This window comes from Cryobacterium sp. MP_3.1, assembly GCF_035984795.1.
In the GTDB taxonomy this organism is placed as follows: Bacteria; Actinomycetota; Actinomycetes; order Actinomycetales; family Microbacteriaceae; genus Cryobacterium; species Cryobacterium zongtaii.
The window spans coordinates 1-26,237 of sequence record NZ_JAXCHV010000010.1 but is presented as its reverse complement, the minus strand read 5'-3'; the positions used below and the strand labels follow the sequence as shown (position 1 = coordinate 26,237).

Annotated in this window: 30 protein-coding genes and 1 pseudogene; 17 read left to right on the top strand and 14 right to left on the bottom strand. The window is 68.6% G+C overall.

Features of this window, described 5'->3' with window-relative positions; all coding sequences use genetic code 11:
* Window positions 1-13 precede the first annotated feature (13 nt).
* Window positions 14-481 carry a hypothetical protein gene (locus tag RCH12_RS08595; protein WP_103431494.1) on the top strand — a complete coding sequence of 156 codons (468 nt, stop codon included), beginning with the start codon at window positions 14-16 and terminating at the stop codon, window positions 479-481.
* Here the strand turns inward: RCH12_RS08595 and RCH12_RS08590 are convergent.
* Both RCH12_RS08590 and RCH12_RS08585 read right to left on the bottom strand, forming a co-directional pair.
* On the bottom strand, window positions 478-2,685 hold the full coding sequence (locus tag RCH12_RS08590) for a heavy metal translocating P-type ATPase (RefSeq protein ID WP_327016667.1): 2,208 nt from the start codon (window positions 2,683-2,685) through the stop codon (window positions 478-480). The genes RCH12_RS08595 and RCH12_RS08590 overlap by 4 nt on opposite strands.
* 29 nt (window positions 2,686-2,714) lie before the next feature.
* Complete coding sequence (locus RCH12_RS08585; RefSeq protein WP_088455380.1) at window positions 2,715-2,960, bottom strand: heavy-metal-associated domain-containing protein; 246 nt, start codon at window positions 2,958-2,960, stop codon at window positions 2,715-2,717.
* Window positions 2,961-3,073: 113 nt separating this feature from the next.
* On the opposite strand from RCH12_RS08585, the gene RCH12_RS08580 reads away from it, so the two are divergent.
* Window positions 3,074-3,385: a metal-sensitive transcriptional regulator gene (locus RCH12_RS08580; protein WP_327016626.1), complete on the top strand. Its 312-nt coding sequence runs from the start codon at window positions 3,074-3,076 to the stop codon at window positions 3,383-3,385.
* Window positions 3,386-3,444: 59 nt separating this feature from the next.
* Window positions 3,445-4,629, top strand: coding sequence for a low temperature requirement protein A (locus RCH12_RS08575; protein WP_327016625.1), 1,185 nt, complete (start codon window positions 3,445-3,447; stop codon window positions 4,627-4,629).
* Here RCH12_RS08575 and RCH12_RS08570 read toward each other — a convergent pair.
* Window positions 4,608-5,195 carry a hypothetical protein gene (locus RCH12_RS08570; RefSeq protein WP_327016624.1) on the bottom strand — a complete coding sequence of 196 codons (588 nt, stop codon included), beginning with the start codon at window positions 5,193-5,195 and terminating at the stop codon, window positions 4,608-4,610. The two genes, RCH12_RS08575 and RCH12_RS08570, sit on opposite strands and share 22 nt — an antisense overlap.
* 83 nt (window positions 5,196-5,278) lie before the next feature.
* On the opposite strand from RCH12_RS08570, the gene RCH12_RS08565 reads away from it, so the two are divergent.
* The 5 genes from RCH12_RS08565 to RCH12_RS08545 all read left to right on the top strand — a co-directional run bounded on the left by RCH12_RS08565 (window position 5,279) and on the right by RCH12_RS08545 (window position 10,171).
* Window positions 5,279-6,265, top strand: coding sequence for a DMT family transporter (locus tag RCH12_RS08565; RefSeq protein WP_243399183.1), 987 nt, complete (start codon window positions 5,279-5,281; stop codon window positions 6,263-6,265).
* Between the two features lie 10 nt (window positions 6,266-6,275).
* A complete protein-coding gene (locus tag RCH12_RS08560; RefSeq protein ID WP_327016623.1) occupies window positions 6,276-7,061 on the top strand; it encodes a hypothetical protein in 786 nt (261 codons plus the stop codon).
* A gap of 102 nt (window positions 7,062-7,163) precedes the next feature.
* A complete protein-coding gene (locus RCH12_RS08555) occupies window positions 7,164-7,592 on the top strand; it encodes a hypothetical protein (RefSeq protein WP_327016622.1) in 429 nt (142 codons plus the stop codon).
* Entirely contained in the window at window positions 7,589-8,119 is a 531-nt protein-coding gene (locus RCH12_RS08550) for a GNAT family N-acetyltransferase (RefSeq protein ID WP_327016621.1), read from the top strand. The genes RCH12_RS08555 and RCH12_RS08550 overlap by 4 nt, the downstream gene beginning before the upstream one ends.
* A 54-nt stretch (window positions 8,120-8,173) precedes the next feature.
* Window positions 8,174-10,171: an ABC1 kinase family protein gene (locus RCH12_RS08545; RefSeq protein ID WP_133163842.1), complete on the top strand. Its 1,998-nt coding sequence runs from the start codon at window positions 8,174-8,176 to the stop codon at window positions 10,169-10,171.
* A 1-nt stretch (window position 10,172) separates the two neighbouring features.
* Here RCH12_RS08545 and RCH12_RS08540 read toward each other — a convergent pair whose 3' ends face one another.
* Entirely contained in the window at window positions 10,173-10,721 is a 549-nt protein-coding gene (locus RCH12_RS08540; RefSeq protein ID WP_327016620.1) for a CGNR zinc finger domain-containing protein, read from the bottom strand.
* 83 nt (window positions 10,722-10,804) lie between these two features.
* Here RCH12_RS08540 and RCH12_RS08535 point away from each other — a divergent pair, with 83 nt between their 5' ends.
* The gene (locus RCH12_RS08535; RefSeq protein ID WP_327016619.1) at window positions 10,805-11,761 is read left to right on the top strand and encodes an EamA family transporter; all 957 of its coding nucleotides are present in this window, start codon (window positions 10,805-10,807) and stop codon (window positions 11,759-11,761) included.
* Here RCH12_RS08535 and RCH12_RS08530 read toward each other — a convergent pair.
* Window positions 11,758-13,242, bottom strand: coding sequence for an MFS transporter (locus RCH12_RS08530; RefSeq protein WP_327016618.1), 1,485 nt, complete (start codon window positions 13,240-13,242; stop codon window positions 11,758-11,760). The two genes, RCH12_RS08535 and RCH12_RS08530, sit on opposite strands and share 4 nt — an antisense overlap.
* Before the next feature lie 116 nt (window positions 13,243-13,358).
* Between RCH12_RS08530 and RCH12_RS08525 the strand changes: the two genes are divergently transcribed.
* Both RCH12_RS08525 and RCH12_RS08520 read left to right on the top strand, forming a co-directional pair.
* Window positions 13,359-14,039: a TetR/AcrR family transcriptional regulator gene (locus RCH12_RS08525; protein WP_103431483.1), complete on the top strand. Its 681-nt coding sequence runs from the start codon at window positions 13,359-13,361 to the stop codon at window positions 14,037-14,039.
* Between the two features lie 53 nt (window positions 14,040-14,092).
* Window positions 14,093-14,260, top strand: a complete 168-nt coding sequence (locus tag RCH12_RS08520) for a YegP family protein (protein ID WP_327016617.1) — start codon at window positions 14,093-14,095, stop codon at window positions 14,258-14,260.
* A 4-nt stretch (window positions 14,261-14,264) separates the two neighbouring features.
* Here the strand turns inward: RCH12_RS08520 and ypfJ are convergent, their stop codons facing one another.
* Window positions 14,265-15,149, bottom strand: coding sequence for a KPN_02809 family neutral zinc metallopeptidase (ypfJ, locus tag RCH12_RS08515; RefSeq protein ID WP_327016616.1), 885 nt, complete (start codon window positions 15,147-15,149; stop codon window positions 14,265-14,267).
* 56 nt (window positions 15,150-15,205) lie between these two features.
* Between ypfJ and RCH12_RS08510 the strand changes: the two genes are divergently transcribed.
* From RCH12_RS08510 to RCH12_RS08490, 5 genes are read left to right on the top strand one after another with little or no spacing between them, the layout of a single operon-like run.
* Window positions 15,206-15,865, top strand: a complete 660-nt coding sequence (locus tag RCH12_RS08510; protein WP_103431481.1) for a hypothetical protein — start codon at window positions 15,206-15,208, stop codon at window positions 15,863-15,865.
* Window positions 15,866-15,891: 26 nt separating this feature from the next.
* Window positions 15,892-16,557: a CG0192-related protein gene (locus RCH12_RS08505; RefSeq protein ID WP_103431480.1), complete on the top strand. Its 666-nt coding sequence runs from the start codon at window positions 15,892-15,894 to the stop codon at window positions 16,555-16,557.
* Window positions 16,558-16,597: 40 nt separating this feature from the next.
* Complete coding sequence (locus RCH12_RS08500; RefSeq protein WP_103431479.1) at window positions 16,598-17,263, top strand: formylglycine-generating enzyme family protein; 666 nt, start codon at window positions 16,598-16,600, stop codon at window positions 17,261-17,263.
* Window positions 17,264-17,311: 48 nt separating this feature from the next.
* Window positions 17,312-17,476 carry a hypothetical protein gene (locus RCH12_RS08495; protein WP_165789083.1) on the top strand — a complete coding sequence of 55 codons (165 nt, stop codon included), beginning with the start codon at window positions 17,312-17,314 and terminating at the stop codon, window positions 17,474-17,476.
* A gap of 56 nt (window positions 17,477-17,532) precedes the next feature.
* On the top strand, window positions 17,533-17,697 hold the full coding sequence (locus RCH12_RS08490) for a hypothetical protein (protein ID WP_165789082.1): 165 nt from the start codon (window positions 17,533-17,535) through the stop codon (window positions 17,695-17,697).
* On the opposite strand, the gene RCH12_RS08485 is transcribed toward RCH12_RS08490, so the two are convergent.
* A complete protein-coding gene (locus tag RCH12_RS08485) occupies window positions 17,663-18,598 on the bottom strand; it encodes an alpha/beta hydrolase fold domain-containing protein (protein WP_327016615.1) in 936 nt (311 codons plus the stop codon). The genes RCH12_RS08490 and RCH12_RS08485 overlap by 35 nt on opposite strands.
* A gap of 59 nt (window positions 18,599-18,657) precedes the next feature.
* On the opposite strand from RCH12_RS08485, the gene RCH12_RS08480 reads away from it, so the two are divergent.
* Window positions 18,658-19,308, top strand: a complete 651-nt coding sequence (locus RCH12_RS08480; protein ID WP_327016614.1) for an acetoacetate decarboxylase family protein — start codon at window positions 18,658-18,660, stop codon at window positions 19,306-19,308.
* Window positions 19,309-19,363: 55 nt separating this feature from the next.
* Here the strand turns inward: RCH12_RS08480 and trxA are convergent, their stop codons facing one another.
* From trxA to RCH12_RS08445, 7 genes and pseudogenes are all read right to left on the bottom strand, one after another.
* Entirely contained in the window at window positions 19,364-19,747 is a 384-nt protein-coding gene (gene trxA, locus RCH12_RS08475; RefSeq protein WP_103431475.1) for a thioredoxin, read from the bottom strand.
* 147 nt (window positions 19,748-19,894) lie between these two features.
* The gene (locus RCH12_RS08470) at window positions 19,895-21,934 is read right to left on the bottom strand and encodes a glucose PTS transporter subunit IIA (RefSeq protein WP_327016613.1); all 2,040 of its coding nucleotides are present in this window, start codon (window positions 21,932-21,934) and stop codon (window positions 19,895-19,897) included.
* A 201-nt stretch (window positions 21,935-22,135) separates the two neighbouring features.
* The gene (locus RCH12_RS08465) at window positions 22,136-23,158 is read right to left on the bottom strand and encodes an NYN domain-containing protein (protein ID WP_088455403.1); all 1,023 of its coding nucleotides are present in this window, start codon (window positions 23,156-23,158) and stop codon (window positions 22,136-22,138) included.
* Window positions 23,159-23,259: 101 nt separating this feature from the next.
* Window positions 23,260-23,874, bottom strand: coding sequence for a CueP family metal-binding protein (locus RCH12_RS08460; RefSeq protein ID WP_088455404.1), 615 nt, complete (start codon window positions 23,872-23,874; stop codon window positions 23,260-23,262).
* 72 nt (window positions 23,875-23,946) lie between these two features.
* A complete protein-coding gene (locus RCH12_RS08455; RefSeq protein ID WP_327016666.1) occupies window positions 23,947-24,864 on the bottom strand; it encodes a diacylglycerol/lipid kinase family protein in 918 nt (305 codons plus the stop codon).
* Between the two features lie 47 nt (window positions 24,865-24,911).
* Window positions 24,912-25,361, bottom strand: a complete 450-nt coding sequence (locus RCH12_RS08450) for a phosphatase PAP2 family protein (protein ID WP_166789026.1) — start codon at window positions 25,359-25,361, stop codon at window positions 24,912-24,914.
* 101 nt (window positions 25,362-25,462) lie between these two features.
* Window positions 25,463-26,068: pseudogene (locus RCH12_RS08445) on the bottom strand (dihydrofolate reductase family protein); the annotation flags it as partial.
* Window positions 26,069-26,237: the final 169 nt, after the last annotated feature.

Here is a 26,237-nt window from a genome sequence, read left to right as displayed (position 1 = left end):
CGATACTCGGGGCATGACGGCAACCGGCACCCACCGCATCCAAGCCCCCCAGCGAAATCCGACCCCCACCCGCACCGGATCAGAGAGAACCGTGATCGTGCTGGAGGCCGTCACCGGCGTGACCGCGCTGGCCGGCGGGGTGCTGCTGATGCTCGCCCCCGACGGTTCACTCCTGATGGCCGATTCCGCGGCCCTCGAGGGAACCGCATTCGAGAACTGGCTGCTGCCCGGCGCCGCCCTCGCGCTGTTCGTGGGCCTCGGTTTCGCGGTCACGGCCGTCTGGCAGTGGCGCCGCGGGCCCTACGCCCGCCTGCTCTCGCTGGCCGCCGGCGTGGGCCTGGTGCTCTTCGAGATCGTGCAGTTCTCGCTGATCGGCTTCCACCCGCTGCAGGTCGTGTTCGGCGTCGTCGGCCTGGTCACGGCCGTGCTGGCCTGGCGGCTGCCGGGCGCCAAACACGGCACGGCCGGAGGAGCGCGTTAGCTCGACGCCCGGAACCCGCGCAGGCGCAGGCTGTTGGTGACCACGAACACCGACGACAGCGCCATCGCCGCGCCCGCGATCAGCGGGTTGAGCAGGCCCAGAGCGGCGAGCGGGATCGCGGCCACGTTGTAGGCGAACGCCCAGAACAGGTTGGCCTTGATGGTGCCCAGAGTACGCCGTGAGAGTCGGATGGCGTCGACCACGGCGAGCAGGTCGGCCCGCACGAGGGTGATGTCGCTGGCCTCGATGGCCACGTCGGTGCCGGTGCCCATCGCGATGCCGAGGTCGGCGGCGGCCAGAGCCGCGGCGTCGTTCACCCCGTCCCCGACCATCGCCACGACGTGGCCGGCGGCTTGCAGGGCACGCACCCGCTCCACCTTCTCCGCGGGCAGCACTCCCGCGAAGACCTCGCCGATTCCCACCTGGTCGGCCACGGAGCGCGCCACGGTGGGGTTGTCCCCGGTGAGTAGCACCGGGCTGAGGCCGAGGGCCACCAGCTGTGCGACGGCCGCGGCGCTGGAGGGCTTGACCTCGTCGGCGACGGTCAGGATGCCCCGGGCCTCGCCATCCCAAGCCACGACGACGGCCGTCTGGCCGGCACCCTCGACGGCGTCGAGAGCGGCTTCCAGGTCGTTGGGCAGGGTGATCTGCCACTCGTCGGCGAGCCAGCGTGGCCGCCCCACGAGCACCAGGTGGCCATCGACGACGGCCTGCACGCCGAAGCCCTGCGCCGAGGCGAAGTCGGTGGCCGCCGGCAGCACGCCCACCCTCGCGGCGGCTCCGGTCACGACGGCGACACCGATCGGATGCTCGGAGCCGGCCTCGGCCGCGCCCGCGAACCGCAGGACCTCGGTCTCGCCGGCCTCGGCGGACACCGCCGCCGTGACGTGCACGCCGAGCAGCGTCATCCGGCCCGTCGTGACGGTGCCGGTCTTGTCGAGCACGATGGTGTCCACCTGGCGGGTGGACTCCAGAATCTGCGGCCCGCGGATGAGGATGCCCAGCTGGGCGCCCCGGCCGGTGCCCACCAGTAACGCCGTGGGAGTGGCCAGGCCCAACGCGCACGGGCAGGCGATGATCAGGGTGGCCACGGCGGCCGTGAAGGCCTGCTCGGCGCTGGCGCCGAGCACCAGCCAGGTGGCCAGGGTGCCCAATGCAATGACGAAGACGATGGGCACGAACACCGCCGACACCCGGTCGGCCAGCCGCTGCACCGGCGCCTTGCCGGTCTGGGCCTGCTCGACCAGGCGGCCGATGCGGGCCAGTTCGGTGTCGGCGCCGACCCGGGTGGCGCGCACCGTGAGGCGGCCGCCGGCGTTGACCGTGGCACCAACCACGGTGTCGCCCTGACCCACCTCCACGGGCACGGTCTCGCCGGTGAGCAGGCTGGTGTCGATGGCCGAGGCGCCGTCGACGACGATGCCGTCGGTGGCGACCTTCTCGCCGGGGCGCACCACGAACACGTCACCGACGACGAGTTCGGCTATCGGGATGCGCTGTTCCAGCGTTCCGCGGAGCACCGCGACGTCCTTGGCACCGAGGTTCACCAGTGCCGTCAGGGCCGCGCCGGAGCGGGTCTTGGCGCGGGCCTCGACGTAGCGCCCGGCGAGGATGAACACGGTCACGGCGGCGGCGACCTCGAGGTAGATCTCGGCGGACCCCGATCCCGTCATGCTCAGGTCCATCTGCATGGTCATGCCGGCCATTCCGGCATCGCCGAGGAACAGGGCATAGAGCGACCAGCCGAACGCAGCGAGCACACCCACGCTGATCAGGGTGTCCATGCTCGCGGCACCGTGCCGGGCGTTCAGTGCGGCGGCACGGTGGAACGGCCAGGCGCCCCAGACGGCCACCGGGGCGGCAAGCGTGAGCGCAAGCCATTGCCAGTTGGTGAACTGCAGGGCCGGCACCATCGAGAGCACGGCCACTGGGATCGCCAGGATCGTCGAGATCATCAGTCGTCGCCGGAGGGCCAGGGTGTCGGCATCCAGCTCGATCGGCTCGGCGGCCGGGGCGGCGACGGGCGGCGCGGGCAGCCGCGCCGTGTAGCCGGTGGCTACGATCGTGGCGATGGCGTCGTCGATGCTGGTGCCCTGCGGCAGGCGCACGGTGGCCTTGTCGGTGGCGTAGTTCACGGTGGCCACCACGCCGGGCAGCCGGTTGAGCTTCTTCTCGATGCGGGCGGCGCAGGACGCGCAGGTCATGCCGCCGACCACGAGGTCGACGGGATCGGTCACGCGGCGGCGCCGGTGGTGGTCTGCAGTTCGTAGCCGGCTTCGTCGATGGCGGCGCGGATGTCGGACCGTGCGGGGGCGGTTGCGCTCGTGACGTGCACGGTGCTGGCGGCGCCGACGGCGAGGTCAACGGTCACCGCGCTGACCCCCGGCACCAGGGACACCTCTTCGATGACGCTGGCGACGCAGTGGCCGCAGGTCATGCCGGTGACGAGGTAGTCGGTGACGGTTTCTGTCTGAGCCATGATGCGAACCTTCTCTTGCGATACGGATGTGGGGATACCCCCTATGGGTACTGTAGCGCATCATCGTGATACCGTGAGGGGGTATAGGGTCAGCCGACAGCCAGGAGCGCACCATGACGACCTCAGACCACACCCACGATGGCCCGCACGGCTACATCTCCAACAAGGACGACTACCTCAAGCGCTTGCGCCGCATCGAGGGCCAGGCCCGCGGGCTGCAGGGCATGGTCACCGACGACAAGTACTGCATCGACATCCTCACCCAGGTCTCGGCCATGACCAGCGCCCTGCAGTCGGTGGCCCTGGGCCTACTCAACGACCACCTCAGCCACTGCGTCGTCGACGCCGTGGCCGTCGGCGGCGACGAAGCCCAGGCCAAGCTCAAGGAAGCCGGCGACGCCATCGCCCGGCTGGTGCGTTCGTAACGACCAGTCAATATGCTGTGCGCATGACGGATGCGGGCGGCTTCAGACTCCACCGGCGCATGAGCGCCCGCGACACCGGCGAGGCTCACCGGGCGGCCAGCCCGCTCGAGCTGCTCTTCGACCTCACCTTCGTCGTTGCGGTGGCGCAGCTTGTGGTGCAGCTCGCGCACGGCATCAAGGGCGGCCACGGCTTCGACGAGGTCGGCCCGTTCCTGATGGTGTTCTTCGCGATCTGGTGGGCCTGGATGAACTTCACCTGGTTCGCGTCGGCCTACGACACCGACGATGTGCCCTACCGGCTGCTCACCATGCTGCAGATGGGTGGGGTGCTCGTACTCGCCGCCGGGGTGCCGGCAGCGTTCGCCGAGCAGGACTTTCGCGCGATCACGCTGGGTTACCTCATCATGCGCATCGGCCTGGTGGCCCAGTGGCTGCGCGCCGGCTTCGAGCATCCGGCGAGCCGGGTGACGGCCTGGCGATATGCGGCGGGGGTCAGCCTCGTGCAACTGGGCTGGCTGGCCCGGTTGGCCCTGCCTGAAGAGGTCGGCGTGCTCTCGTTCCTCGTGTTCGCGGCGCTCGACCTGGCCGTGCCGCTGTGGGCGGAACGAACCGGCATGACCTTCTGGCACCCGCACCACATCAGTGAGCGATACGGCTTGTTCACCATCATCCTGCTCGGTGAGAGCGTTCTGGCGGCCACCTACGGCGTCCAGGTCGCCCTGAGCGAGGGCGGCGTGAGCGGCGACCTGGTGCTCGTGTCCGCCGCTGCACTGGTGACACTGTTCGCGATCTGGTGGCTCTACTTCCTCGAGCCCGCGGGGGAGGGGCTCTCCGTCGCACGCGGCCGCTCATTCCTGTGGGGGTACGGCCACTACGGCGTGTTCGCCGCGCTCGCGGCCCTCGGTGCGGGACTCGAGGTGGCGGTGGCCGAGGCCGGTCATCACCTGGGGGTGTCACCGGTGGCGCTGGGCTATGCGGTGGCCCTGCCGGCGGGGGTCTTCCTGGTGCTCCTGTGGGCCGTGCACGCGGTTCTGGTGTCCAGGTCGCAGATCCAGCCCCTGGTGATCCTGCCCGCGGCGGCCCTGGTGCTGCTGGTGCCGCTGCTCGCCGAGGTCACGGGAGTCACTGTGGTGGTCGTCCTGGTCGCGACAGTCTGCGTGCTTGTCGTGGCAATCACCCTGGCCGACCAGACGCGCCGGTCCCGGTCGGCCGCCGAGACCGATCAGTCCTTCGGCACCCAGTAGCCCACCGCCCCCAGGAGCCGGGTCTCCCGGTCGGCGTCGTCGGGCACCGGCACCGCGGGTGGGAACACCCCCATTTCTCGGAAACCGTCGATCTGCGGGCCGATGACCTCCTCGAGGGTCTCCACCAACGCGGCCGGCAACACGAAGTCCCAGCCGAGGTGACGGGCGATGGACCAGGCCTGGAACGCCCGGTAGATGCTGATGTGCTCGAGGTACTCCCGAACAGTGAAGTCGCCATAGCTCAGGTGCACGACCTTCTCCGGGTTGAGGTCTTCCTGCACGGCGGCGGTGGCCGTGTCGTTGAGCCGGTCGTAGGCGGCGATCGGGTCGTCGCCGAGTAGGTCGCCGTCGTAGGTGCCGCCCGCGTCCTCGATTGTTCTGCCGAGCAGCACATCGGGCACCCAGGCCTCGTCGCGGGCGTGCGCGGCCAGAACGTCGCGTACGGTGGGGTTTGACGTCACCGCCCAGTCGGCCGGTGCGGGCCGCATCAGCTCGTCAGGGGTGATCCGGTCGATGACGGAGCGCAACGCGGCATCCGCCTGGAGGAAGAGCTCTCTCTGCTTCATGGGGGCACGCTAACACCTACCGCCGACCAGGCGGAGACCCGCCCGAATCGTCGGCGGCAGCCGCACTGAAATAAGGTCTGGATGTGCTCGTGCCCGTAATGCCCACCGAAGCCACCGATGCGATGGTGTCGTTTCTCGACCCGGTCGCCCGCAAGAACCTCGGCATCGCTGTCGCGCTCGCCGGCACGGTGTTCCTGGCCCTCGGCGCTCAGTTGCAGCACCGAGGCGTGGGCAAGACCTCCAGGATGCGTCCCGGCGACCAGCAGAAGATGAGCATCGGCCAGCTCCTGGCCCTGTTGCGCCGACCGTCCTGGCTGTTCGGCACGCTGCTGCTGGGGGTCGCCATTCTGCTGCAGCTGACCAGCCTCGGCCTGGCTCCGCTGCTCGTCGTGCAGCCGCTCGGGGTCGCCGCTCTGGTGCTGTCCACCGTGGTGGACTCCCGGCTCGCGCACACCAGGCTCGACGGAACCGTGTTGCGCTCGGTGGCCCTGTCCGTGGGCGGCATCGTGATCTTCGTCTCCATCGCTGCCGTGTACGCCACCGACCGGCCCATCCAGCCGCCGCAGGTGACGATCATCCTGATCCTGCTCGGCGTCGTCCTGATCGTCTGCGGCCTGATCTTCACGCTGCTCCGCTCCCGCCTCACCGCCGTGGCCTACGTGCTCGGCGCCGGGGTGCTCTACGCCTTCGTCGCCACCCTGGCCAAACTCACCATCACCCAGCTGGTGGCCGGCGACCTGTCGTTGCTCACCCTGCTGTGCGTCGGCGGCATTCTCACGGCGGCGGTCGTGGGCGGGGTGTTCGTGCAGGTCGCGTACTCCACGGGTCCGCCCAACCTGGTGATCGCCGGTCTCACGGTGGTGGATCCCTTGGTGGCGGTCGGCATCGGCATCGTCGTGCTCGGTGAGGCGTCCGAGGCCCCGCTCTACGCCCTGATCGCCTTTGTCATCGCCGGCGCGATCGCGGCCTATGGTGTTGTCGGGCTCTCCAGACACCGCCCGCAGTCCACGCTGGCAATCGCCTCCGAAAGCGCGCCCGAAACACGGAGGCCCCCCAGACAACGTCGGTAGCATCATCCTGATGTCAACCGTTCACTCGAAAACCAGGACCGCCGGTCGGTATTTCGTCGTCGCCGGGTTCCTGGCCCTTGCTCTCTCCGGGTGCGCGGCGTCCGGCGCGGCCCAGACCAGCGCCGTGACGCCGGCTGAACCCGGCGACTCCGCCGATGCGACCCCGGATTCGTCGGTCGACCCCGCCGTCGCCACGCCCACGGGCTGCCCCGCCACGGCCGAGTCGATGCCCGCCGAGGCGGTCAGCGCTGAGATCGCCGACGTCGACGGCGACGGCGAGAACGACACCGAGTGGTACGACGAGACGACCTCGCCGTTCACCTTCGGCATCAGCACGGCCTCCGGCGCCACCGTGACCCTCGCCGACGACCTGGCCGGCCCCGGCGGGCACAACGGCTGGACGGCGACACTGCACAATGGTGTCGTCGTGACGGTGCTCGACGACAGCCGCAGCGCCACCCTGCACGCCCTCGTGGACTGCAAGTTCGTGACCCCCATCGGCGTGGACGCTCGGCCGTACACCTTCGACATGCAGAACACCCACGACAACGGCACCGGAGTGGGATGCCTCGAGGTCGATGGCGGTGTCGAGCTGAACGGTCTCCAGGTCACCCAGAACCGCGACGACAGCTATTCCCTGATGGCCACGGGCATCACGGTGTCGACAGACGGGCTCACCGCCATCAATGGATACACCGCCGTGTCGGGCGCCCTGCCAGAGGATGACCCTCGAGTCGCCGAGGCGCAGACCTCCTCCTGTGGCGCAGCCCCGGTGGTCAGCACCAGCGGACGCTAGCTAGCCGAGCGCACCCGCCGCGAATTGCGCAGATCATCGACACCTGAAATCGTAGGTACCGGGGAATGTGAGAGCCGGTAGCACGCTGGGGGGAGCGCGATCATGCAAGGTGAGAAGAGGGCCGGCCGGTCGATCGACGACTGCGTCAGTGAGTCCACGTCATCGTCGGCGGTGCTCGTGCGCCTCCTGCCCGACTACGCCGGCACGGTGCTCTGGTGCCCGCACCCCGTCGCGTACGCTGCCACGCAGCTCGATGCCGCCCTGGTCACCGATCTGATCCGCTGGGAGATCGACTACTACGACGCGCTGACCGAGGACTTCCGTTGGCGCACCCCGGAGCTGGCCGCCGAGTTCACCGCCACCGGCATCCGCCTGGCGATGGGGTTGGCCGTGCAGCTGGGGTCGGGTTTCGACATCGAGTTCGCATCCTACGAGGCCGGGGTGGCCACCCGCCGCTTCCGCAGCGAGTGCCCGGCCGACAACCCGCGTGCCACCGCGGCATTCACCCTGCTGGCCCGGAGCGCCGCGTGACGCTGCGGCTGCCCGTTGTGCCCGGCGATGGCGTCACCCTCCGTTCCTTCAGGGCCACGGATGCGCCGCTGATCCAAGAGGCATCAGGGGACGAGCTGATTCCGCTGATCACCAGCGTGCCTGCCACCAATGATCACGCTGCCGCGCTGGCCTTCATCGACCGGCAGCTTGAACGGTCCCGCACCGGGGAGGGCTACTCGTTCGCCATCGCCGATCCGGCTGACCGGGCCGTCGGCCAGATCGGACTCTGGCCGCGCGCCGACCCAGGCTCCGCGAGCGTGGGCTACTGGATCCGTCCCACCGCCCGCCGTCGGGGCCACGCGGCCGCGGCGCTGGGAGCGCTGGCCGACTGGGCCGGCACCCTGCCCGCGCTGGCGCGGCTCGACCTCTACGTGGAGCCCTGGAACATCGGCTCCGCCCGCACCGCCGAGCGCGCCGGTTTCGCGCGCGCCGAGCTGATGCCCGCCTGGCGGTCTGTGGGCGGAACACCCCGGGACATGGTGCGGTACTCACTCCTGCTGCACTGAACTTCAACAGCGCGGTAGCCTGAGCGCCAACGGCGAGAGATTGCGGGGCACGGGTTGTTGGAATCGTTTTGGACGTGGGTCGTCATCATCCTGGTCGCCCTCGTTTTTTCCGTCGCCATCGGATTCGCCACCCGCTCCCTGCTCGGCACCACGGTGGGCTGGCTCCGCACCTTCCTGGTGGGCCTGCTGGTCTTCGTCGGGTGCTGGCCGTTCGCCTACTTCGTCTCGACTCAGGCCCGGGTGATCGCCGCCGACGGCACGCCCACGGTGCCGATCGTGGTCGTGCTGCTCTTCGTGGCCCTCGCGTTCGGCTGGGTCTTCGCACTCGGCATGGCCATGCTGGTGGCCACCGAGGCGCTCTGGCCCACCACGGCCGCCAACCCGATCGACGCCTTCCGGGCGGCCCTGCACCGGCGCCGGCGCACCAAGCGTTACCTCCAGATCCTCACCCTGCTCTCCAAACACGGCATCGGCTGGATCCTCAACGAGAGGCCGGGCGGCGCTCCCCGCGAAGGCAAGAAGGCCGGGCGCACCCCGGATGCCCTCGTCTCGGCCATCAACGAGGCCGGTGTCACCTTCGTGAAACTCGGCCAGCTGCTCTCCACCCGGCGCGACCTGTTGCCGGCCAGCTACACCCGGGCGCTCGCCTCGCTGCAGTCCGGAGCGACGACGCTGCCGTGGCCGGCCATCCGCACCGTGATCGAGACCGAGATCGGCGGATCGCTGGACACCGTGTTCGCCCAGGTCGACGAGCAGCCGCTCGCGGCGGCATCCGTCGCCCAGGTACACGCCGGAACCCTGCTGGACGGCACCCGAGTGGTGCTCAAGGTGCAACGGCCGGCCGCGGCGGCTCAGGTCGCCGCGGACATCGACATCATCGTCCGGCTCGCGCAGCGCATTGAGAACCAGACCAGCTGGGGGCGCGACTTCGGCGTGGTGACCTTGGCCGAGGGCTTCGGCCGGTCGCTGCGAGACGAGCTGGACTACCGCATCGAGTTCAGCAGTACCCAACAGATCGGCAGTGTGGTGGCGTCGTCGGCGGAGAACGAGGTACTCGTGGTGCCCCGCGTGTACGCCGAGGCCAGCTCCCGCAGGCTGCTGACCATGGACCTCATCGACGGTCTCCCGTTGAACGCCGCGGGCGAGCGGCTGAGCCGAATGGACCCCGAGGACCGTGGGGCGCTCGCCGCGGCCCTGCTGGATGCGGTTCTCGAGCAGGTGATCGTGACGGGCATCTTCCACGCCGACCTGCACCCCGGCAACCTGATGCTGCGTGCCGACGGCATGCTGGGCATGATCGACTTCGGCAACGTGGGCGTGCTGGAGCGCAGCATGCGGGAGGGCCTGGTGACGTTGCTGCTCGCGGCGGCGAACGACGACGATATCGCCACGACGGATGCCTTGCTGCTGGTGGTCGAGGCACCGCCGGATGCCGACATCCTCTCGCTGCAACGCGACCTGGGCCGCGTGCTGACGTTGAACCGGCACAGCGCCAACGGTTCGATCTTCGCCGCGATGCTCGACACCATCCGCGACCACCACCTGGCCGTTCCGACCTCGTTGGGCCTGGCGCTGCGGTCGCTGATCACCCTGGAACGCTGCCTGGACATCCTCGACCCCGACTTCGACATGGTGGAAACGGCGCTGGCCAGGGTGCCGCATTTTCTGCGGCGGCTCGTCACGCCCAAGAGCCTTCTCGGTTCGCTTCAGGCGCAGGCCGCCGTGTTGCAGGCCACGGCGCGTCGGCTGCCGCGTCGGCTGGAGACCATCAGCTCTGCCCTGGCCAAGGGCACCTTCAGTCTGCGCATCCGCGCCTTCGCCGAGCCCGACGACAGGTGGTGGATCGGTTCGGTCGTCACCGAAGCCATTGGAGTGCTGATCGGCATCACCGCCGTCAGCCTGGGCATCGTGCTGGTGGTCTCCGACACCGGTCCTGACCTCGTGGCGGGCGTGCGGCTGTTCGCTTTCCTCGGTGCCTCGATCGGCCTCGTCGGGTTCATCCTGCTCATCCGGGCCCTGCGCCAGCTGTTCCTGCGTCGGCCGCACCCCTGACCTAGCCCGCGGCCCGCTGCCGGAACGCGATGGTATTCATCCGGTTGCCGCAGCGGATGCTGCAGAACCGCTTCGAGCCGTTGCGGGAGAGATCCACCAGAACGCCGGCGCAGTCCCGGGCCGCGCAGGCGCGCAGCCGGCCGGTCTCGTCGGTGCGGACCACGTCGACGAGGGCCAGGGCCACCTCCACCCGGATGCGTTCGGCCAGCGGGGCAGCCGGGTCGGTGGCGTGCAGGTGCCAGTCGAGTCCGTCGTGGCGCATCAGCCGGGGCAGGGCCCTGGCGCTTCGCAACATGGCGTTCAGCTCCTCGGCCGCGGCGTCGCGGCCGAGGAGCCAGATGCGGCGCAGGAGCTCACGGGTGGCGCGCACCTCGGCCAGTTCTGTCTCGGTCCCATCGAGGCGGCCGGAGAACCGGTGGGCCACAAAAAGCGCCGTCAACTGGGCGGGCGTGGCGAGTTCGTCGAGACCGCTTTTGGTGGCGCCGGCGACGGTATTGGCGAGGTCGACCGTGAACGCCAGACTCGCCTCGGTGTCAGGGGCAAAATGCAAATTGACTCCTTACTCACGACCACACTATCTTCATGATCAACACCCCCTCCGATTCCGTCGTCTGTCTGTCTGTGTGGAGCCCCATGACGCGCCCGTCCACCTCGCTCGGCCTGGTCATCGCCCTCATCGCCGCGGCCACCTTCGGCCTGTCCGGCGCCCTGGCCAAGCCGCTGCTTGAGAGCGGCTGGAGTCCCGCCGCGGCCGTGACCCTGCGGGTGCTCATCGGCGGCATCGTGCTCGCCCCGGTGGCCGTCATCGCGCTACACGGCCGCTGGGCGACGCTCTGGCGCGCCCGGTGGCGGGTGCTCGCGATGGCGGTCATCGGCGTGGCCGGCACCCAGCTCGCCTATTTCGCTGCGATCGAACGTATCCCGGTCGGCACCGCGGTGCTCATCGAATACATGGCCCCGCTGCTGCTCGTCGTCTGGGCCTGGGCGCGCAGCCGGCGGATGCCCAAGCGCGTCGTGCTCATCGGCTCGATCGTGGCGCTGGCCGGCCTGATCCTCGTGGTGAACCCGACCGGGTCGGTGCAGCTGGACGTGCTCGGCCTCACCCTGGCGCTGACCGCCATGGTGGGCTGCGCGATCTACTACCTCGTGGCGGCGCAGCCCAGCGAGGGGCTGCCGGCCGTGGCGCTGGCCGGATTCGGTCTGCTGCTCGGCGGCGTACTACTGGGTGCCGTGGGGCTGAGCGGCCTGGTGCCCTTCACCACCTCCACCGCGGATGTGGCGATGTTCGGCGGAACGGTGCCGTGGTGGCTGCCGCTCATCATCATCGGCGTGGTGGCCACGGCCATCGCCTACTCCACCAGCATCGCCGCCAGCGAAATGCTCGGCTCCAGGCTCGCCTCGTTCGTAGGCCTGCTCGAGGTGGTGGCCGCCACCTTCTACGCCTGGCTCCTGCTGGGCGAACAGCTCACCGGTCCGCAGCTGGTCGGCGGGCTGCTGATCCTGATCGGTATCGCCTTCGTGCGCTCCGAGAAGACGGATGCCGCGCTCGAGCCGGCGTCCGTTCCCGTGCTTGAGAGCAACCGACCCTAGTGGGCGACCACCGGCTCGGTCTCGGCGGCGAGGTGCGCGTTTGACAGGGACAGGCCGTGGCCCATCCGGCGGAAGAGCAGCGCCGCGATGATGCCGCCGACGGCGAAGAAGCCGGCGCCCCACCAGTACGCGACGGCGTAGCTGGTCACCGCGGCCTGCGCGGCCACCTCGGCCGTGGCGGGCAGGTGCGAGGCAACATAGTCGGCCGCCGCGGTGGCCGCCAGGGTGTTCAGCAGGGCCGTGCCGATCGATCCGCCGACCTGCTGGCTGGTGTTCACCATCGCCGATGCGACGCCCGCGAACTGGCGGTCGACGCCGAGGGTGGCGGTCTGCATCGAGGCGGGCATGATCGAGCCCATCGCGAAGCCGAGAATCATCAGCGCCGGCAACACATTGGCCGCATAGGTGCTGTCGAGGTTGAGATTGGTGAGCAGGATCATGCCGGTCGCACCCAGTGCCATGCCGAACGGCACCATGACCTTGGGGCCGAACCTGGGCACGAAGATGTTCGTCGACAGCTGCGCGGCGAGCACGAGCATGGCGATCATCGGCAGGAACGAGAAACCGGTCTGCATCGGTGTGAAGCCGAGCGACGTCTGCAGGTAGTAGGTGACGAACAGGAAGATGCCGAACATGCCCGCGCCGGCGATCATCACCGAGAGGTAGGCGGCACCGCGGTTGCGGTCGAGCACGATCGGCAGCGGCAGCAGCGGATGCGCGGCCTTCCGCTGCCAGAGCACGAACGCGACGAGCAGCACCACGGCACCCGCGAGCATGCCCCAGGTTAGCGGCGAGTCCCAGCCATCCGTCTCGGCGTTGGAAAAGCCGAAGACCAGGCCGAACAGCGCGGCCGAGACCAGGATCGTGCCGGGGATGTCGAGCTTGGGCCGCGGGCCGGTGCGCTGCAGGTGGTCGACGAAGATCGCGGCGCCGATGACCCCGACAATGGCGATGACCACGTTGATGTAGAGATTCCAGCGCCAGTCGAAGTACTCGGTGAGGAAGCCGCCGAGCAGCAGTCCGACGGCGCCGCCCGCACCGGCGATCGCGCCGAAGACGCCGAAGGCCCGCGCCCGCTCCTTGGGGATGGTGAAGGTCGTGGTGAGCACGGCCAGGGCGGTCGGGGCCAGCAGCGCGCCGAATGCGCCCTGCAGGGCCCGGGCGGCGACCAGCCAGCCGAAGGCGCCGGCCGCGCCGCCGAGCGCGGAGGCGATCGCGAAGCCGATCAGACCGATGATGAAGGTGCGCTTGCGCCCGATCAAGTCGGAGAGCCGCCCACCCAGCAGCAGCAGGCTGGCGAAGGCGAGCGAGTACGCGGTGACGATCCACTGGCGGTCGCCGTTGGAGAAGCCGAGGTCGGCCTGGGCGGAGGGGAGGGCGATGTTCACCACCGTGGAGTCGAGCACGACCATGAGTTGGGCGAGGGCGACCACACTGAGGGTCCACCACCGGCGGGAACTGGGCACACTGGTTCGAGACATAAACGCGACTCTATACGATACTGTGGAGTTCCGGATCTTAACAGTTCCTGAATTTACGCCCCGGTAACATGTGGAGGAGTACAGGATTGATCCGTCACCACAAGGAGGTCGACGCAATGACGCAGCTCGAACCCGCCGCGGCGACCGAGAGTACCGCGGCTGAGACCAAACTGGGGCGCAAGCGTGACCACACCCGTGACCCGGAGATCCTGGCCGCTGCGCTCGAGGTGCTCGCCGAGACCGGCTTCGACGGCATGACCATCGACATGGTCGCCACCCGGGCCAAGGCCGGCAAGGCCACGTTGTACCGGCGCTGGCCCTCGAAAAACGAGCTCGTCATCGACGCCGTCGCCTGCATGAAGCTGGGCGATCTGGATCAGGCCAGCCTGCCCGACACCGGAACCCTGCGCGGAGACTTCGTGGCGATGATCAAGCCACGCTCCATCGAGGACGGCGAGAAGAAGATGCAGATCATGGCCGGGCTGATGTCGATGCTCTCGGCCACGCCCGAGATGGCCGACGCGGCGAACAACGCCATCGTCAAGCCGCGGGCCGCGGCCAACCGATTCCTCATGCAGCGGGCCATCGACCGCGGCGAGATCTCACCCGAGTGTGACATTGACACCCTCTGCCTGGTCACCCCGTCAATGGCCGCCTACCGCACCCTCATCGAACGCAAGCCCGTTGACCGGGACTTCCTCATCACGCTCATCGACGGGGTGCTGCTGCCGGCGCTCGGCCTGCGCGGCGATGCCGCCCCGGCTGGGCGCGGTAAGGTTGCGCCACCGGCCTCGTAGCCGGCGGAGTTCCATCTCGACGAAGAGAGCGTGTCATGTCCGGCAAGTATGAATTGACTGCAGACCGATCCGGTGGCTATGTCTTCAAGCTCAAGACCCACAGTGGTGAAGTGCTGATGACCTCGGAGAGCTACCAGACCAAGGCAGCCGCGCTCAAGGGCATCGAGGTCGTCAAGGCCGATGCCAAGGGCAAGGTCGTCGATCTCACCGAGCCGCAGTAGCCGCCTACAGCTCGGCGTCTGCCACGGCGAAGGTGTCGCAGGCCTCTGCCCCGTTGGTGTAGCCCGTCTGGAACCACCTCTGGCGCATCTCGCTGGAGCCGTGCGTCCAGGTCTCCGGGTTCACCTGGCCCTGGGCGTTCTCCTGGATGCGGTCGTCGCCGATGGCGGACGCCGCGTTGAGCGCATCCGCGATCTGGGCGTCGGTGATCGGCTCGAGCAGGCGGGTGCCGTCGGCATCCGTGGTCTCGGCCGCTGAGCCGAGCCACGCGCCCGCGAAGCAGTCGGCCTGCACCTCGACGCGGACGGCGTCAGAGCTGGGGCCGGCCTCGGACGTGTCTGTGCTGGCGAACGTGCCGGCGCGGTTCTGGATATGGTGGCCCCACTCGTGTCCGACGACGTAGAGCTGGGACAGCGGACCCGCTGTGGCGTCGAACTCGGTGCGCAGCGTGTCGTAGAACGCGGTGTCGAGGTAGATCTGCTGGTCGGCCGGGCAGTAGAACGGCCCGACGGCGCTCGTGGCTGCGCCGCAGCCGGTGTCCACCCCGCCGGAGAACAGCTGGATGACGGGCGAGGAGTAACTGATCCCCATGGCGGGCGCCTGCTCGGCCCAGTAGTCCTCGAGCGAGTCGCGGGTGAGGCCCACCCGGCACTCGACATCCACATTGGCGTCTGCGCCTGTCTCGCAGCCGGTCAGCGCGGTGGTCTCGCTCTCGCTCGTGCCACCGGCCGTGCCGCCGCCCAGCAAGCCGGACAGGTCCACCCCGAGCAGCTGGGAGAGCAGCACGATGGCGACGAGGCCCAGGCCTCCGCCGCCGACGGCGAGGCCGGTGCGGCGGCCCGATTTGCGCACGCCCTGGCCGGAGTACTTGGCGTCGTCGTTAAAAGTCATTCCTCGACCATAAATGATTGCTGGCGCCTGTCGTGCCCGCCTGCCACACTGCGGCTATGAGAATCTCGGGGCTCCTCGTGCTCGCCGGCGTCACCGTCACCCTGCTCGCCGTCGGCGGATGCGCCGGCAGTGACGCGCCGGGACCTCGGTCCTCCGCGGTCCCGGGGCAGTTTCCCCGCCCCGCGGCCGCAGGTGAGGTCCTCGCGCAGGCCACGGTGCTGCAGAAGGACGGCGAGGCCCCTCAACTCTGCTTGGGCGCCGTCGCCCAGTCACTCCCGCCCCAGTGCGGCGGACCACCCATCCTCGGCTGGGACTGGGCGACTGCCGACCAGTCCGAGACGCAATCCGGCGTCACCTGGGGCAGCTACGCCGTCACCGGAACCTGGGACGCCGCCGCGTTCACGGTCACCCAGCCGCCCATCCCGCTGTCACTCTATGACCCGCTCGCCCAGATCGATCCCCGGCTCGACGAGGCCACCCCCGGCCCGAGCGAGGAGAGCACCCTGCTGCGCCTGCAGGACGAGTTGAACGCCGCCGAATACAACCCGGCCACAGCCTCGGACTGGTCCGAGATGCCGATTCTCTCCAACTGGACCCAAAACGGCTACCTCTGGATTTCGGTCATCTACGACGACGGTTCGATCCAGCGGTTCTTCGACGACCAGTGGGGTGCGGGCGTGGTCGCCGTGCAGTCCGCCCTGACTGACGCCGAGTGATCATCCGGCAGCCGTAGGATCGGTTCATGGCCCTCCTTCACCAAGCTGACATCACCCCGACGAAGATCGACATGCTCAGCCGCTGGGCGCCCACCCAGCCCTGGTTCGTCGGCGATGCCGGCGGGAGCGTGACGAACCTCGCCGCCTACAGGTTCGACGATCCGGACGGACAGGTCGGCATCGAGACCATCCTCATCACGGCCGGCGCCGGCCCGGTACTGCAGATTCCCGTCACCTACCGGGACGCCCCGCTCGCCGGCGCTGAGACCTCACTCATCACCACAATGCAGCACTCGGTGCTGGGGGAGCGGTGGGTCTACGACGCCACCGGCGACCCGGCCTACCTCGCGGCCGTTGCGACCGCCGCGCTCACCGGAGGCCACCAGGCCGAACTCACCATCGAGATCGACGGGCAGATGGTGGTGCGTGAGCCCACCGCCGTCGTCGCCGGCAGCGGCACGCCCGGCGGTGCCGCCGTGACACCGCCCACGGTGGCCGAGATCAGCATCCGGCAGGAGCCCGGTGCCACCGTCGTCACTGCCGGAACGCTGCGGATCGTCGTGGCACGGGTGCTCGGCGACGACGACGTCCTGGCGAACCAGGCTCCGGATTCGGCCCATGAGGTGCTGGCCGGAACATGGTCGGAGCAGCCCACCCTGCGCGCCCTGGTCCTCGTCGCCACCCCGGCGTAACACAGCGACGCCCGGGCGCGCGGGCCGGTACCGTGCAGGTATGCCGACGGATGCCGCACCCAGCCTGGTCGCCGTTCCTTCGGGGACCGTGACCATGACGGATGCGCGCACCCGCCGCAGCTGGAGCGCCGATGTCGCCGCGATCGAGATCGCGGCGTATCCGCTGACCCAGGAGGAGTACGCCCAGGTCACCGGTCTTCGGCCTGCCGCGACCCCGGGCGCACGGCTGCCCGTCGAGGGAGTGTCGTGGTGGGACGCGATCCGCTTCTGCAACGCCCTATCGGAGCGGGCCGGCCTCACCCCGGCGTATCGGCTGCGCCCCGATGAAGCCATCGTCTGGGACCCCACAGCGGAGGGCTACAGGCTGCCGACCGAGGCGGAATGGGAGCACGCCTGCCGTGCCGGAACCGCCGGACCTCGCTACGGTGACCTCGACGAGATCGCCTGGTACCGCGGCAACTCGGACGAACACCCGCACGACGTCGGCGGCAAGCAGCCGAACGCCTGGGGTCTGTACGACACATTGGGCAGTGTCTGGGAGTGGTGCTGGGACTTCGCCGACCCCGAGCGGTACGGCACCTACCGCGTGCTTCGCGGCGGCGGCTGGTTCGACCAGCACTGGAGCTGCCGTGCTTCCGTGCGGCGGGGCAGCTACCCGGGCCTCCAGATCGACGACGTCGGATTCCGGATCGCCCGGAACTCCTGATCGGCCCGGTCGACTGGCAACGGTAGGCATGCGAGGCTTAGGTCACCTATGGACGACGACGGATTCGATTTAGACGAGCCCGGCCCGCTCTGCCCGGCCTGCGGCACCGAGATGAGCCCCGACGGCATCGACACGGCCGAGGGCCTCGAGTCCTGCCACCGCTGCCCGCGTTGCAAGCTCGCGATCGTCGTGCCGGGTCTCTGGCCCAACTGATCCGCCGTTCACCGCCGGGCCGGGCGGAGTTCACGGCGATGCAGCAGGATGGGCCCATGCGCATTCTCGCCATCGCCAGCCTGCTCCTCGCCGCAGTGCTCTTTGTCGTGTCGATGGTGGGCTTTGTCGTGATCGGAGAGGTCGCCGCGCTGGGCCTCCTCCCCGCGCTTGGCGCATTCACCCTGGCTATCGGGGCGCAGGTGGCGTCTCGCCGACGCTGAGCGGTGTGGTCACTCCCCGGCGCAGCGCGTGCACGATCGTCGCACGAGCATCGCCGCCGATCGTCGTGGGCAGCAACGGGTACACATGCAGCTGCCCCACGGCCTCGTGGAAATCCAGGTCAACCCCCGCTGCTGCGGCCTTGCCGACAAGTAGGTGCGCATCCGGATTCAGCACGTCCCTGGAGCCGCTGAACAGGGTGAGCGGGCCCAGCCCGGCCAGGTCGCCCATCAACGGACTCACCACGGGGTCCAGGATGTCCCGGTCGCCCTTCCAGAGGCGGGCCAGGACTTCTCCGCCGGGAGTGGCGAGCCAGGGGTCGCTCGGCTGCACGGCCGGTATGCGCGGGTTGCTCCAGCTGAGATCGAGGGCGGGTGAGACCAAGACGGTCTGGGGGAGCGTGATGCCGTGCTCATCGCGCAGTGCGAGCGCGGTGGACAAGGCAATCTGGCCGCCGGCGGAATCCCCGGCGATGCAGGTGGCGCCATACCACTGCAGATTATCCAGCACGAGGTCGACGATTCCGGCGGCCACGACGGCTGCGGTCCCGAAGGGCACGAGTGGGTAGATCGGCACCGTGACGACGGTGTCCGCCTCCGCGGCGATCTGGGCAGCCAGATGCCAGTGCTGCCCAGCGATCTGATTCAGCCAGCCGCCGCCGTGCACGTACACCACACTTCCGGTCGGGGTGCTGCCGAAGGGGGTGATGGTGTAGACCGGCCAGCCCCGATTGGAAACGTCTATCCGTACATCTCGGCGCATTCTGCTCGGTGGCCCGTATGGGGTCGGCCGGAGTTCGAGCTCGCGCACCCGGCGGCGCGCCCCGTCGGCGGTGGCGAAAACGCGGTTCGCGCGCATGAGACGCAGAGCGGGGGCGATGACGCTGCTCGGAACGGTGACCATGCCATCCATTCTGCATGCCACACTGAAAACGAGACCTGCACCAGGCGAAGGGACCTCCCATGACCGACAGCACCGGCTACCCGCCAGAGCCCTGGTATCTCGGCGGTTCCCTGAACGTGTCGGTGTTCCTCGTGCCGGCGGCCGGCCTGCCTGCCGGGTTCGAGCTGCCGAGCGGTCGGCGCGCGCTGCGTCTGGGTTCACGGGTCGTCGTGGGGGTCGCCGCTGTGCGTTATCTGCCCGGCGGGGTGCTCGATTACGACGAGCTGCTGGTGGCGGTGCCGAGCCTCGGGCGTGGTGGCCTGCGCGTGACCATCACGCAGATCTGGGTCGATAGCCCCACGTCGGTGCGCGGCGGGCGCGACCTCTGGGGCATCCCCAAACACCTGGCCGTGTTTCGGCAGAGCGAGAGCAGGGGGGTTGCGAGTATGACCATGTCGGTCGGCGGTGCAGCGGTCGCGGCCCTGCGTGCTCGGCGCGGGCTGCCCTTGTTGCCCGGGATGCGCCAGTTCGCGCTGCCGATTCTGCAAGACCTCGACGGCCGGGTGACGTTGTCACACAACCGGGTCATCGGCAAGATGGCGGGTTTGCGTGCGGCATGGCATTTTCCGGAAAACGGCCCGCTGGGCTACCTGAGCGGGCGCCGGCCGGTGCTGAACGTTGCCGTGCACGATGCGGCGATCATCTTCGGCCTGGATGTGAGGCGGTCATGACCGGCCGGGGCGGTGACCCGGCGGCTCGCGCCGCCTACCAGTCCAGCCCGCATGGTCAGGCCTGAGCGGTCTGCTGCGCGGCTTTCTGCTCCGCCACCTGACGGTGCACATCGTTCATGTCCAACGCCTTGACCGCGGTCACGACCTGCTCGAGTGCCGCCGGTGGCAGCGCTCCGGGCTGGGAGAACACCAACACGCCCTCACGGAAGGCCATCAACGTGGGGATCGACTGGATGCCGGCGGCCGCGGACAGCTGCTGCTCGGCTTCGGTGTCGACCTTGGCGAACACCACGTCGGGGTGCTGCTCGGAGGACGCCGCATAGGTCGGGGCGAACTGCTTGCACGGGCCGCACCAGTCGGCCCAGAAGTCCACCAGAACAATGTCGTTGGCTGACAGGGTCTCGCCGAAGGTCGTTTCGGTCACGTCGATGGTGCTCATGTAGGTCTCCTTGCTGAAGTTGTCGCGGACGAATTGATTACAACCGTGGGCACCTCCCCGGTATTCCATGGGAGGCGGCGACCGGCGCCGGCGGGTACGACAAAGGTGGGCAGAGAAATCTCTGCCCACCTTTGATCGTGCGGGGTGTTACTTGGCGGTCACCGTGAGAAGCGGGCTTCCGACGCTCACCTGGCCGGAAGCGGCCTGGTCGATCGAGCCGAACTTCTTCGGGTTGGTCACCAGGACCGGAGTGACCAGCGAGTAGCCGGCTTCCTCGATCACGGCACGGTCGAAGGTCACCAGCGGGGTACCCGCCTCGACCCTGTCGCCGGCCTTGACCTTGACGTCGAAGCCCTTACCGGCGAGGTTGACGGTGTCGATGCCCACGTGAATGAGCATTTCGATGCCGCCGTCCAGCATCAGTCCGAAGGCGTGTCCGGTCGGCTGAGCGACCAGGACCTTGCCCGCGGCGGGTGCGTACACGGTGTTCTCGGTCGGGTCAACGCCAACGCCGAGTCCGACGATGCCCTTGCTGAACACGGGGTCCGGCACGTCGGCCAGCGGGACGACGATGCCGGCGACCGGGGAGCCGATCGTGGCCAGGACGGTGGCGACCATGGTCGCCGTGCCGCCGGCGGCAGGTGCGGTGGTAGCAGCAGCGGCGACCGGTGCGGCGACCGGGGCGACGGGTGCGTGCTTGGCTTCTTCGGCTGCCGTGTCGGCGGCGAGCTGAGCGGCCGCTTCGGCCTTCTGCTCGGGCGACAGGTAACCGGAGAGGATCACGAGGATCATCGCGGTGAAGAACGACGCGGCAACGGCCAGTGCGTACAACGGGATGTTGTTGAACGCCGGGATGGTCAGCAGCGAGGTGAACACGAACGCGTTGGTCGTGACGCCACCGCCGAGGCCGATGATGACACCACCGACGAGGCAACCGACGAGCATGCGCGGGTAGATGCGCTTGAACCGCAGGTGGATGCCGTACAGCGACGGTTCGGAGATACCACCGAGGAGACCGGCGGCAAGTGCACCTGTCGCGGTCTGCTTCATCTGGCTGTTCTTGGCGCGGATGGCGAGGAAGAGCACACCGGCAGTCGCACCGAAGCAGGCGAAGTTCCAGGCGCCCATCGGGCCCTGGATGAAGTCATAGCCCAAGGACTGGATGTTCAGCAGCATGACGGCGTTCAGCGGCCAGTGCAGGCCCAGCGGAACCATGAACGGGTAGGCCAGCGGGATGACAATGGCGAAGATGAGCGGTGAGAAGTCGTTGATGGACTTGAGGAACTCGCCGATGGCCGCTCCGCCGAAGACACCGATCGGGCCGATGAGGAAGGCCGTGACGGGGATCATGACGAGCATGCTCAGGAACGGAACGAAGATCAGCTGGACGCTGGCCGGGATGATCTTCTTCAGGCCCTTGGTGAGGAGACCGAGAGCGGCAGCCATCAACAGCGGCGGGAAGACCTGCGAGCTGTAGTCGGTGACGGTCAGCGGCAGGCCGAAGATCGAGACGATAGCGGCCTTGCCGTCGAAGACGGTCTGGGCTCCGTCGGAGGCGGCCAGGGCGGAGAAGCCCGGCAGCATGACGACGGCCATGATGCCGAAGCCGACCCACGGGTCGGCGCCGAGGCGCTTGGAGGCGTTGTAGGCGACCATGAGCGGCAGGAAGACGAACACGCCCTGCCACATCAGGTTGATGAAAGCCCAGCCCGGTTCCAGGGTGACGCCCGGCGCGTTCCATGCGGGGATGACACCGAGGGTGGCCATCAGCGCCATGAAGGTGATGAACAGCGAAGCGCCCAGCAGCGCGCCCAGGATCGGGCGGAAGGAGTCGGAGAGGACCTCGAAGAAGGTATCGAGCCCGGCGAACTTGCCGCGGGGGCCCTTGGCACGCTCGGCGGCCTTGATGTCGTCGGCGCTTTCGCCGGTTCCGACCTTCTTCATCTCGGGCAGAGCCAGGATCTCGTTGTACACGGTCTCGACCGCGCCGCCGATGACGACCTGGAAGCGGTCTCCGGACTGGGGAACGGCACCCAGGACTGCGGGGATTCCCTCAACAGTCGGCAGGTCGATTCCCGATGCGTCCTTCAGCGTGAAGCGCAGTCGGGTGGCACAGTGAGTGAGCGCGACGACATTCGCGGCCCCTCCGATGCTCTCAATAATGTCTTTAGCGGGCGAGGACGCCACCTGAATCTCCTTACGGTGTGGATGCCAAACGCGTGGTTCCCGCTTGGTACACAGCTCAGTCGAACCGGGTTAGCCGACTGAGTTTCTCCTGTTAAATTTCACACAACAGTTGAATTTACACGCTCAACGCAGCTCGCGCTGGGTCGTTAGTCCCGCAAGGTGGGGGTATGGGCCCGCCGCGGGGCCCGAAACGCCGGCGGCTCAGTGTCCGGCGTTCGCCTCCGGGCGCAGCCGGATGAGGCGCTGCGAGCCGTCCTCGGCCAGCTCGGCCAGGTCGCTGCGTGAGGAGAGGAAGTCGGTGAAGGAGCGGAAGCCGAGCGGCTTCTCGTTGAAAGACGGGTCCATCCGGCGCATCTGGTTCTTGACCGTGCCCGTGTTCAGCCACTCGTCGTCATCGCCCTTGGCGTGACCGATCTGCAGCGCACGAACGAGGAGCTCCGTTGCGAGCGACTGCGGGTCGACGTCTTCGGCCGCTTCCGGCTCGTCGTAGGGGGAATCGTCGGTGTGCGAGAACATCGGGATTGTCGTGAGCTTGCGGGCCGTGCTGGCCGGCGGTGCGGGCTCCACCTCAACGGGTTCGGCCGCTCGGCGGCCACCCTTGGGCTTGTCCGCACGGGCGGTGTCGGCATCCGCGCTCGCGGCGACCTTCACGATTCCCGGCAGCGAGTCGTAGTCCTCGAACTCGTCGCAGGCGGCCGCGAGCGAGGTGCTGGTCGACCCGGCGACGCCGATGCCGACGACGAAGCGGCCCAGCCGCTTCGACTTCTGGGCCAGGGCGATGTAGTCGGAGTCGCCGGCGATGATGATGACGTGGGTGAGGTCGGGCAGCCGAAAGAGATCTTCGACCACGTCGACGGCCAGACGGATGTCGGCGCCGTTCTTGGTCCCCCGGGTGGTGGTGGTGAACAGCTGGGTGAGGTCCACCGCGCGGGACATCAGCTGGCGCTGGTAGCTCGCGTTCACGGGCACCGACCAGTCGGCGTAGGCACGGTTGACGACCAGGGTGCCGAAGGATGCGGCGAAGTCGATGATGGCGTTGAAGTCGACCGTCGCGGCGGCCAGCCGGGCGGCGACCTCGGGGTCGGCATCCCGGCTCGTCTTGTCGAAGTTGCGGATGCCGTCGCGCTGGAAGGCGTTGCGGCCGTGCAGCTGCTGATAGCGCGAGATGACGATGTTGTCGAAGTCGATGTACAGGCCTACGCGTGCGTCGTTCGGTTCGGTCATGGTGAGCTCCTTAGCCACAGGCGGAAAACTCAATAGCGATCCGGTGCTTCCAGTCTGGTGCGCGTGGTGCGGCGAGAGCAACTCGGAGCGCCCACGGACGGTCAACTCAGTTGCACGGTGGTGACACAGGTGGGATCGTCCGTGCCGGTGCCGACCGGCACCTCCGCGGTGTTCTCACCGTCGTCGATGCGCATCGTGAGCTCGCGCCCGGCCGGGAGCCACACATCGAAGAAACCGTTCTCAAACGTGGTGACGGTCTCGTCGAGGAACACCTCGTTGTTGGCGTCGTCGGTGATCGTCACCTGCAGCTCCTGGTCGGCGAGTTCCCCGACGCAGGTCGTCAGCGAGTGGAAGTAGCAGTCGTGGGTGTCGTTCAGATAGGGCGCGACGGAGAGGTGGAAGTCGTCGGTCGGGAGGGGGACGCCCACCTCGTCGTCCCCGCTGGAGAGCAGTAGCTCGTTGACCCGCACGGAGGCCATCAGGCCGGCCGGGCGCTCGGCCAGTGGCTGCGACTGGAGCTGCTCGATGAGGTCCTCCACGTTGGCGGGCGCCGCGATGTCGAACTCGGCGAGCATCGACTCGGCATCCACGCCCAGCCCGACCGGGCTGTCCGGAGCGGTCGGTGTGGGGGTGCTCTCGCCGCCGCTGGAGCAGGCCGCGACGGAGACAAGGAGGACTAGCGTGCCAAGGCTCGCTGCGAATCGTGAACGGATCATGTCTCCAGCGTGCTGCCGACCGGTCGCCGGTCCCAGCGACAAAGGTCCTAGTGGCGCGGATACTCAGCGTTCTCACGGGCGGTAGATCTCGATTGCCGCCGGTAGTACGCGCACGGTCACCGCGCGCGTACCGCCGGGGATAAACGGTGGCGCCTTCTGAACTTCCCCGTCATGCGCGTAGAACTGGGCGCTGTCGGTGTTGGACCGCAGGGTGATTGCCGTTCGCGTGAACACGAGGCTGTGCCGTGGAGCGTGGAACATCGGCTCCGGACCGTGGTCGGTGCGACTGCGGGTCCGGCTGGACAGTAGGGAGAGGAACCCACGTCCGCGGGATCGGGCTGTGGAGCGCAGGATCCGGACATCCAGGACCCCGTCGTCGAATCCCTGCCGTTTCAGTGGGGCGCCTCGGGGCGGGGCGTAGCGCCCGACTCCGATGAACATCGACCAGACGCGAAGTTCCTGGCCGTCAAGACTGCCTTCGAGGGGCGCGGCAGTGAATGCGGCACGTAGTGCGGCGGCGAGTGTCGCCAACGGCCGGCCGATGGTGGGCTCCATCCTGGTGCGGAACTGGACGAACCGGGGGTTCACGCCCACGCTGAGGGTGTTGAGCGCGAGGACCCTGCCGCGATCGCCGAAGTCGATTTCTGCGAGGTCAACCGCGGATCCGGTTCCTGCTTGCGCGGCAGCGATGCCCGTCGCCAGATCGGGAATCCTGACCGTGAGCGCGAAGTGGTTGAGAGTGCCACCCGGCAACACGAGCAGGGGCAGGTGGGTCTCGAACGCGACCTCTGCCGCTGCGGCGACGGAACCATCGCCGCCGTACACGCCCAGGATGGTGGGCGGGGTGGTCGAGCCCACGGCAGCACGCATCACGTCGGAGATGCGCTCGCCCTTGCCGAGGACATGCACAACGGTGTCGGGCATTTCGCTGTCCAGGATTGGTTTCGGGTCCGGCCGTCGCTTGGTTTGGCCGGAGTGCGGATTGATCACGAGGAACAGGCCGGCGCCGGTGGGCGCAGGTCGGAGCCCCTCGCCGGTCACAACGCTGCCCGACGGCGGTGGAGGGCGGCGTCGGCCGCCGCGATGGCCGTCCCCAGCAGGGCTCCACCGACCACGTCGGAAAACCAGTGTGAGCCGGTGTGCAGACGGGAATACGCCACGGCCACGGCCATCGGCACGAACACCATGGCGAGCCTGGGGTCATCAAGCGACGCCCCCACCGCGAAGGCGAAGGCGCTGGCGCTGTGGCCGGAGGGGAACGTCGCCGAGGTAGGTGGCCGCGGAAGCCGACGACGACGGGGAACACGACTGAGCAGGGGGCGTGATCCGCCGAAAAACTGCTTGCCGAAGAGGTTGGCGGTGAGGCTCGCGATACTGAGCGCTGTGATGCCGCGCGCGGCGGCGGACCGGTGGCCGGTTGCCACCAGGACGGCGCCGGCTGCCGCCCAGAGCTTTCCGTGATCGGCAAGCGAGGACAGGCCGACCATGGATCGATCGAACCGGGCCGACGTGGGCCGGCCCACACGATCGAACATCGTGTGGTCAAGGGCCCGGATGGCGCGCGCTGGTCGCACCCTTGCCGCTGGCATCAGGTGTCGAGATCCTCTCGGCTCATGTCGCCCGTCGCCGGCACCGAACCCGTCGGACCGTACCGGAGGAGAACCGCTCCCTTCTCCGAGGCCGGCTCGGCGCCGAGCAGCTCCAGGGCCATCGGGGGTCCGTCGTCGGGGAACAGTCTCTTGCCAGCCCCGACCACGATCGGATATACCCACAGGTTCAGCTGGTCGAACAGGCCATCGGCGACCAGGGTGCGGGCGAAATCGATGCTTCCGATCACGTGGATTTCCCGGTGCCGCTTGCGCAGCGCGGTCAGCTCCCGGGCGAGATCGCGGCCGAGCAGGTGCGAGTCGCGCCAGCCGAGTTCCGGCGAGCCCCGCGACGCCACGTACTTGGGGATCGAGTCGAACGTGCGGGCGATTCCGGCGGCGGGCCCGTCGAGTTGATGAGGCCAGTACGCCGCGAAGATGTCGTAGGTACGCCGCCCAAGTAGCAGCGCGTCCATGGCCTGGATCCCGGCGTCGACCTGGGCGCCGACGGTGTCGTCGAGCAGGGGCGCCTGCCACCCGCCGAACGCGAATTCGCTATCCGTGTCTTCGTCGGGACCGCCGGGAGCCTGGGCGACCCCGTCGAGGGTGGTGTGACTATGGCAGCGTTATTCGGACCCACCTGGGCAATCTAAGCGGGACCCACTTCGGCTGTTGCGGGGTGTCTGGGGCAATCTAAGCCGGACCCACCTTCACCGTTGTTGCAACGTGTTTTCGTTGCTCAAGGTGGAGGTTTTGGATGGAGTCTCGGGTGGAGTT

Excerpts from the sequence above, each read along its gene's own strand:
- RCH12_RS08595 (WP_103431494.1), top strand. The coding sequence starts at position 14 with ATGACGGCAACCGGCACCCACCGCATCCAAGCCCCCCAGCGAAATCCG.
- RCH12_RS08590 (WP_327016667.1), bottom strand. The coding sequence starts at position 2,685 with ATGACCTGCGCGTCCTGCGCCGCCCGCATCGAGAAGAAGCTCAACCGG.
- RCH12_RS08585 (WP_088455380.1), bottom strand. The coding sequence starts at position 2,960 with ATGGCTCAGACAGAAACCGTCACCGACTACCTCGTCACCGGCATGACC.
- RCH12_RS08580 (WP_327016626.1), top strand. The coding sequence starts at position 3,074 with ATGACGACCTCAGACCACACCCACGATGGCCCGCACGGCTACATCTCC.
- RCH12_RS08575 (WP_327016625.1), top strand. The coding sequence starts at position 3,445 with ATGAGCGCCCGCGACACCGGCGAGGCTCACCGGGCGGCCAGCCCGCTC.
- RCH12_RS08570 (WP_327016624.1), bottom strand. The coding sequence starts at position 5,195 with ATGAAGCAGAGAGAGCTCTTCCTCCAGGCGGATGCCGCGTTGCGCTCC.
- RCH12_RS08560 (WP_327016623.1), top strand. The coding sequence starts at position 6,276 with ATGTCAACCGTTCACTCGAAAACCAGGACCGCCGGTCGGTATTTCGTC.
- RCH12_RS08555 (WP_327016622.1), top strand. The coding sequence starts at position 7,164 with ATGCAAGGTGAGAAGAGGGCCGGCCGGTCGATCGACGACTGCGTCAGT.
- RCH12_RS08535 (WP_327016619.1), top strand. The coding sequence starts at position 10,805 with ATGACGCGCCCGTCCACCTCGCTCGGCCTGGTCATCGCCCTCATCGCC.
- RCH12_RS08530 (WP_327016618.1), bottom strand. The coding sequence starts at position 13,242 with ATGTCTCGAACCAGTGTGCCCAGTTCCCGCCGGTGGTGGACCCTCAGT.
- RCH12_RS08525 (WP_103431483.1), top strand. The coding sequence starts at position 13,359 with ATGACGCAGCTCGAACCCGCCGCGGCGACCGAGAGTACCGCGGCTGAG.
- ypfJ (WP_327016616.1), bottom strand. The coding sequence starts at position 15,149 with ATGACTTTTAACGACGACGCCAAGTACTCCGGCCAGGGCGTGCGCAAA.
- RCH12_RS08510 (WP_103431481.1), top strand. The coding sequence starts at position 15,206 with ATGAGAATCTCGGGGCTCCTCGTGCTCGCCGGCGTCACCGTCACCCTG.
- RCH12_RS08505 (WP_103431480.1), top strand. The coding sequence starts at position 15,892 with ATGGCCCTCCTTCACCAAGCTGACATCACCCCGACGAAGATCGACATG.
- RCH12_RS08500 (WP_103431479.1), top strand. The coding sequence starts at position 16,598 with ATGCCGACGGATGCCGCACCCAGCCTGGTCGCCGTTCCTTCGGGGACC.
- RCH12_RS08495 (WP_165789083.1), top strand. The coding sequence starts at position 17,312 with ATGGACGACGACGGATTCGATTTAGACGAGCCCGGCCCGCTCTGCCCG.
- RCH12_RS08490 (WP_165789082.1), top strand. The coding sequence starts at position 17,533 with ATGCGCATTCTCGCCATCGCCAGCCTGCTCCTCGCCGCAGTGCTCTTT.
- RCH12_RS08485 (WP_327016615.1), bottom strand. The coding sequence starts at position 18,598 with ATGGTCACCGTTCCGAGCAGCGTCATCGCCCCCGCTCTGCGTCTCATG.
- RCH12_RS08480 (WP_327016614.1), top strand. The coding sequence starts at position 18,658 with ATGACCGACAGCACCGGCTACCCGCCAGAGCCCTGGTATCTCGGCGGT.
- trxA (WP_103431475.1), bottom strand. The coding sequence starts at position 19,747 with ATGAGCACCATCGACGTGACCGAAACGACCTTCGGCGAGACCCTGTCA.
- RCH12_RS08465 (WP_088455403.1), bottom strand. The coding sequence starts at position 23,158 with ATGACCGAACCGAACGACGCACGCGTAGGCCTGTACATCGACTTCGAC.
- RCH12_RS08460 (WP_088455404.1), bottom strand. The coding sequence starts at position 23,874 with ATGATCCGTTCACGATTCGCAGCGAGCCTTGGCACGCTAGTCCTCCTT.
- RCH12_RS08450 (WP_166789026.1), bottom strand. The coding sequence starts at position 25,361 with ATGGTCGGCCTGTCCTCGCTTGCCGATCACGGAAAGCTCTGGGCGGCA.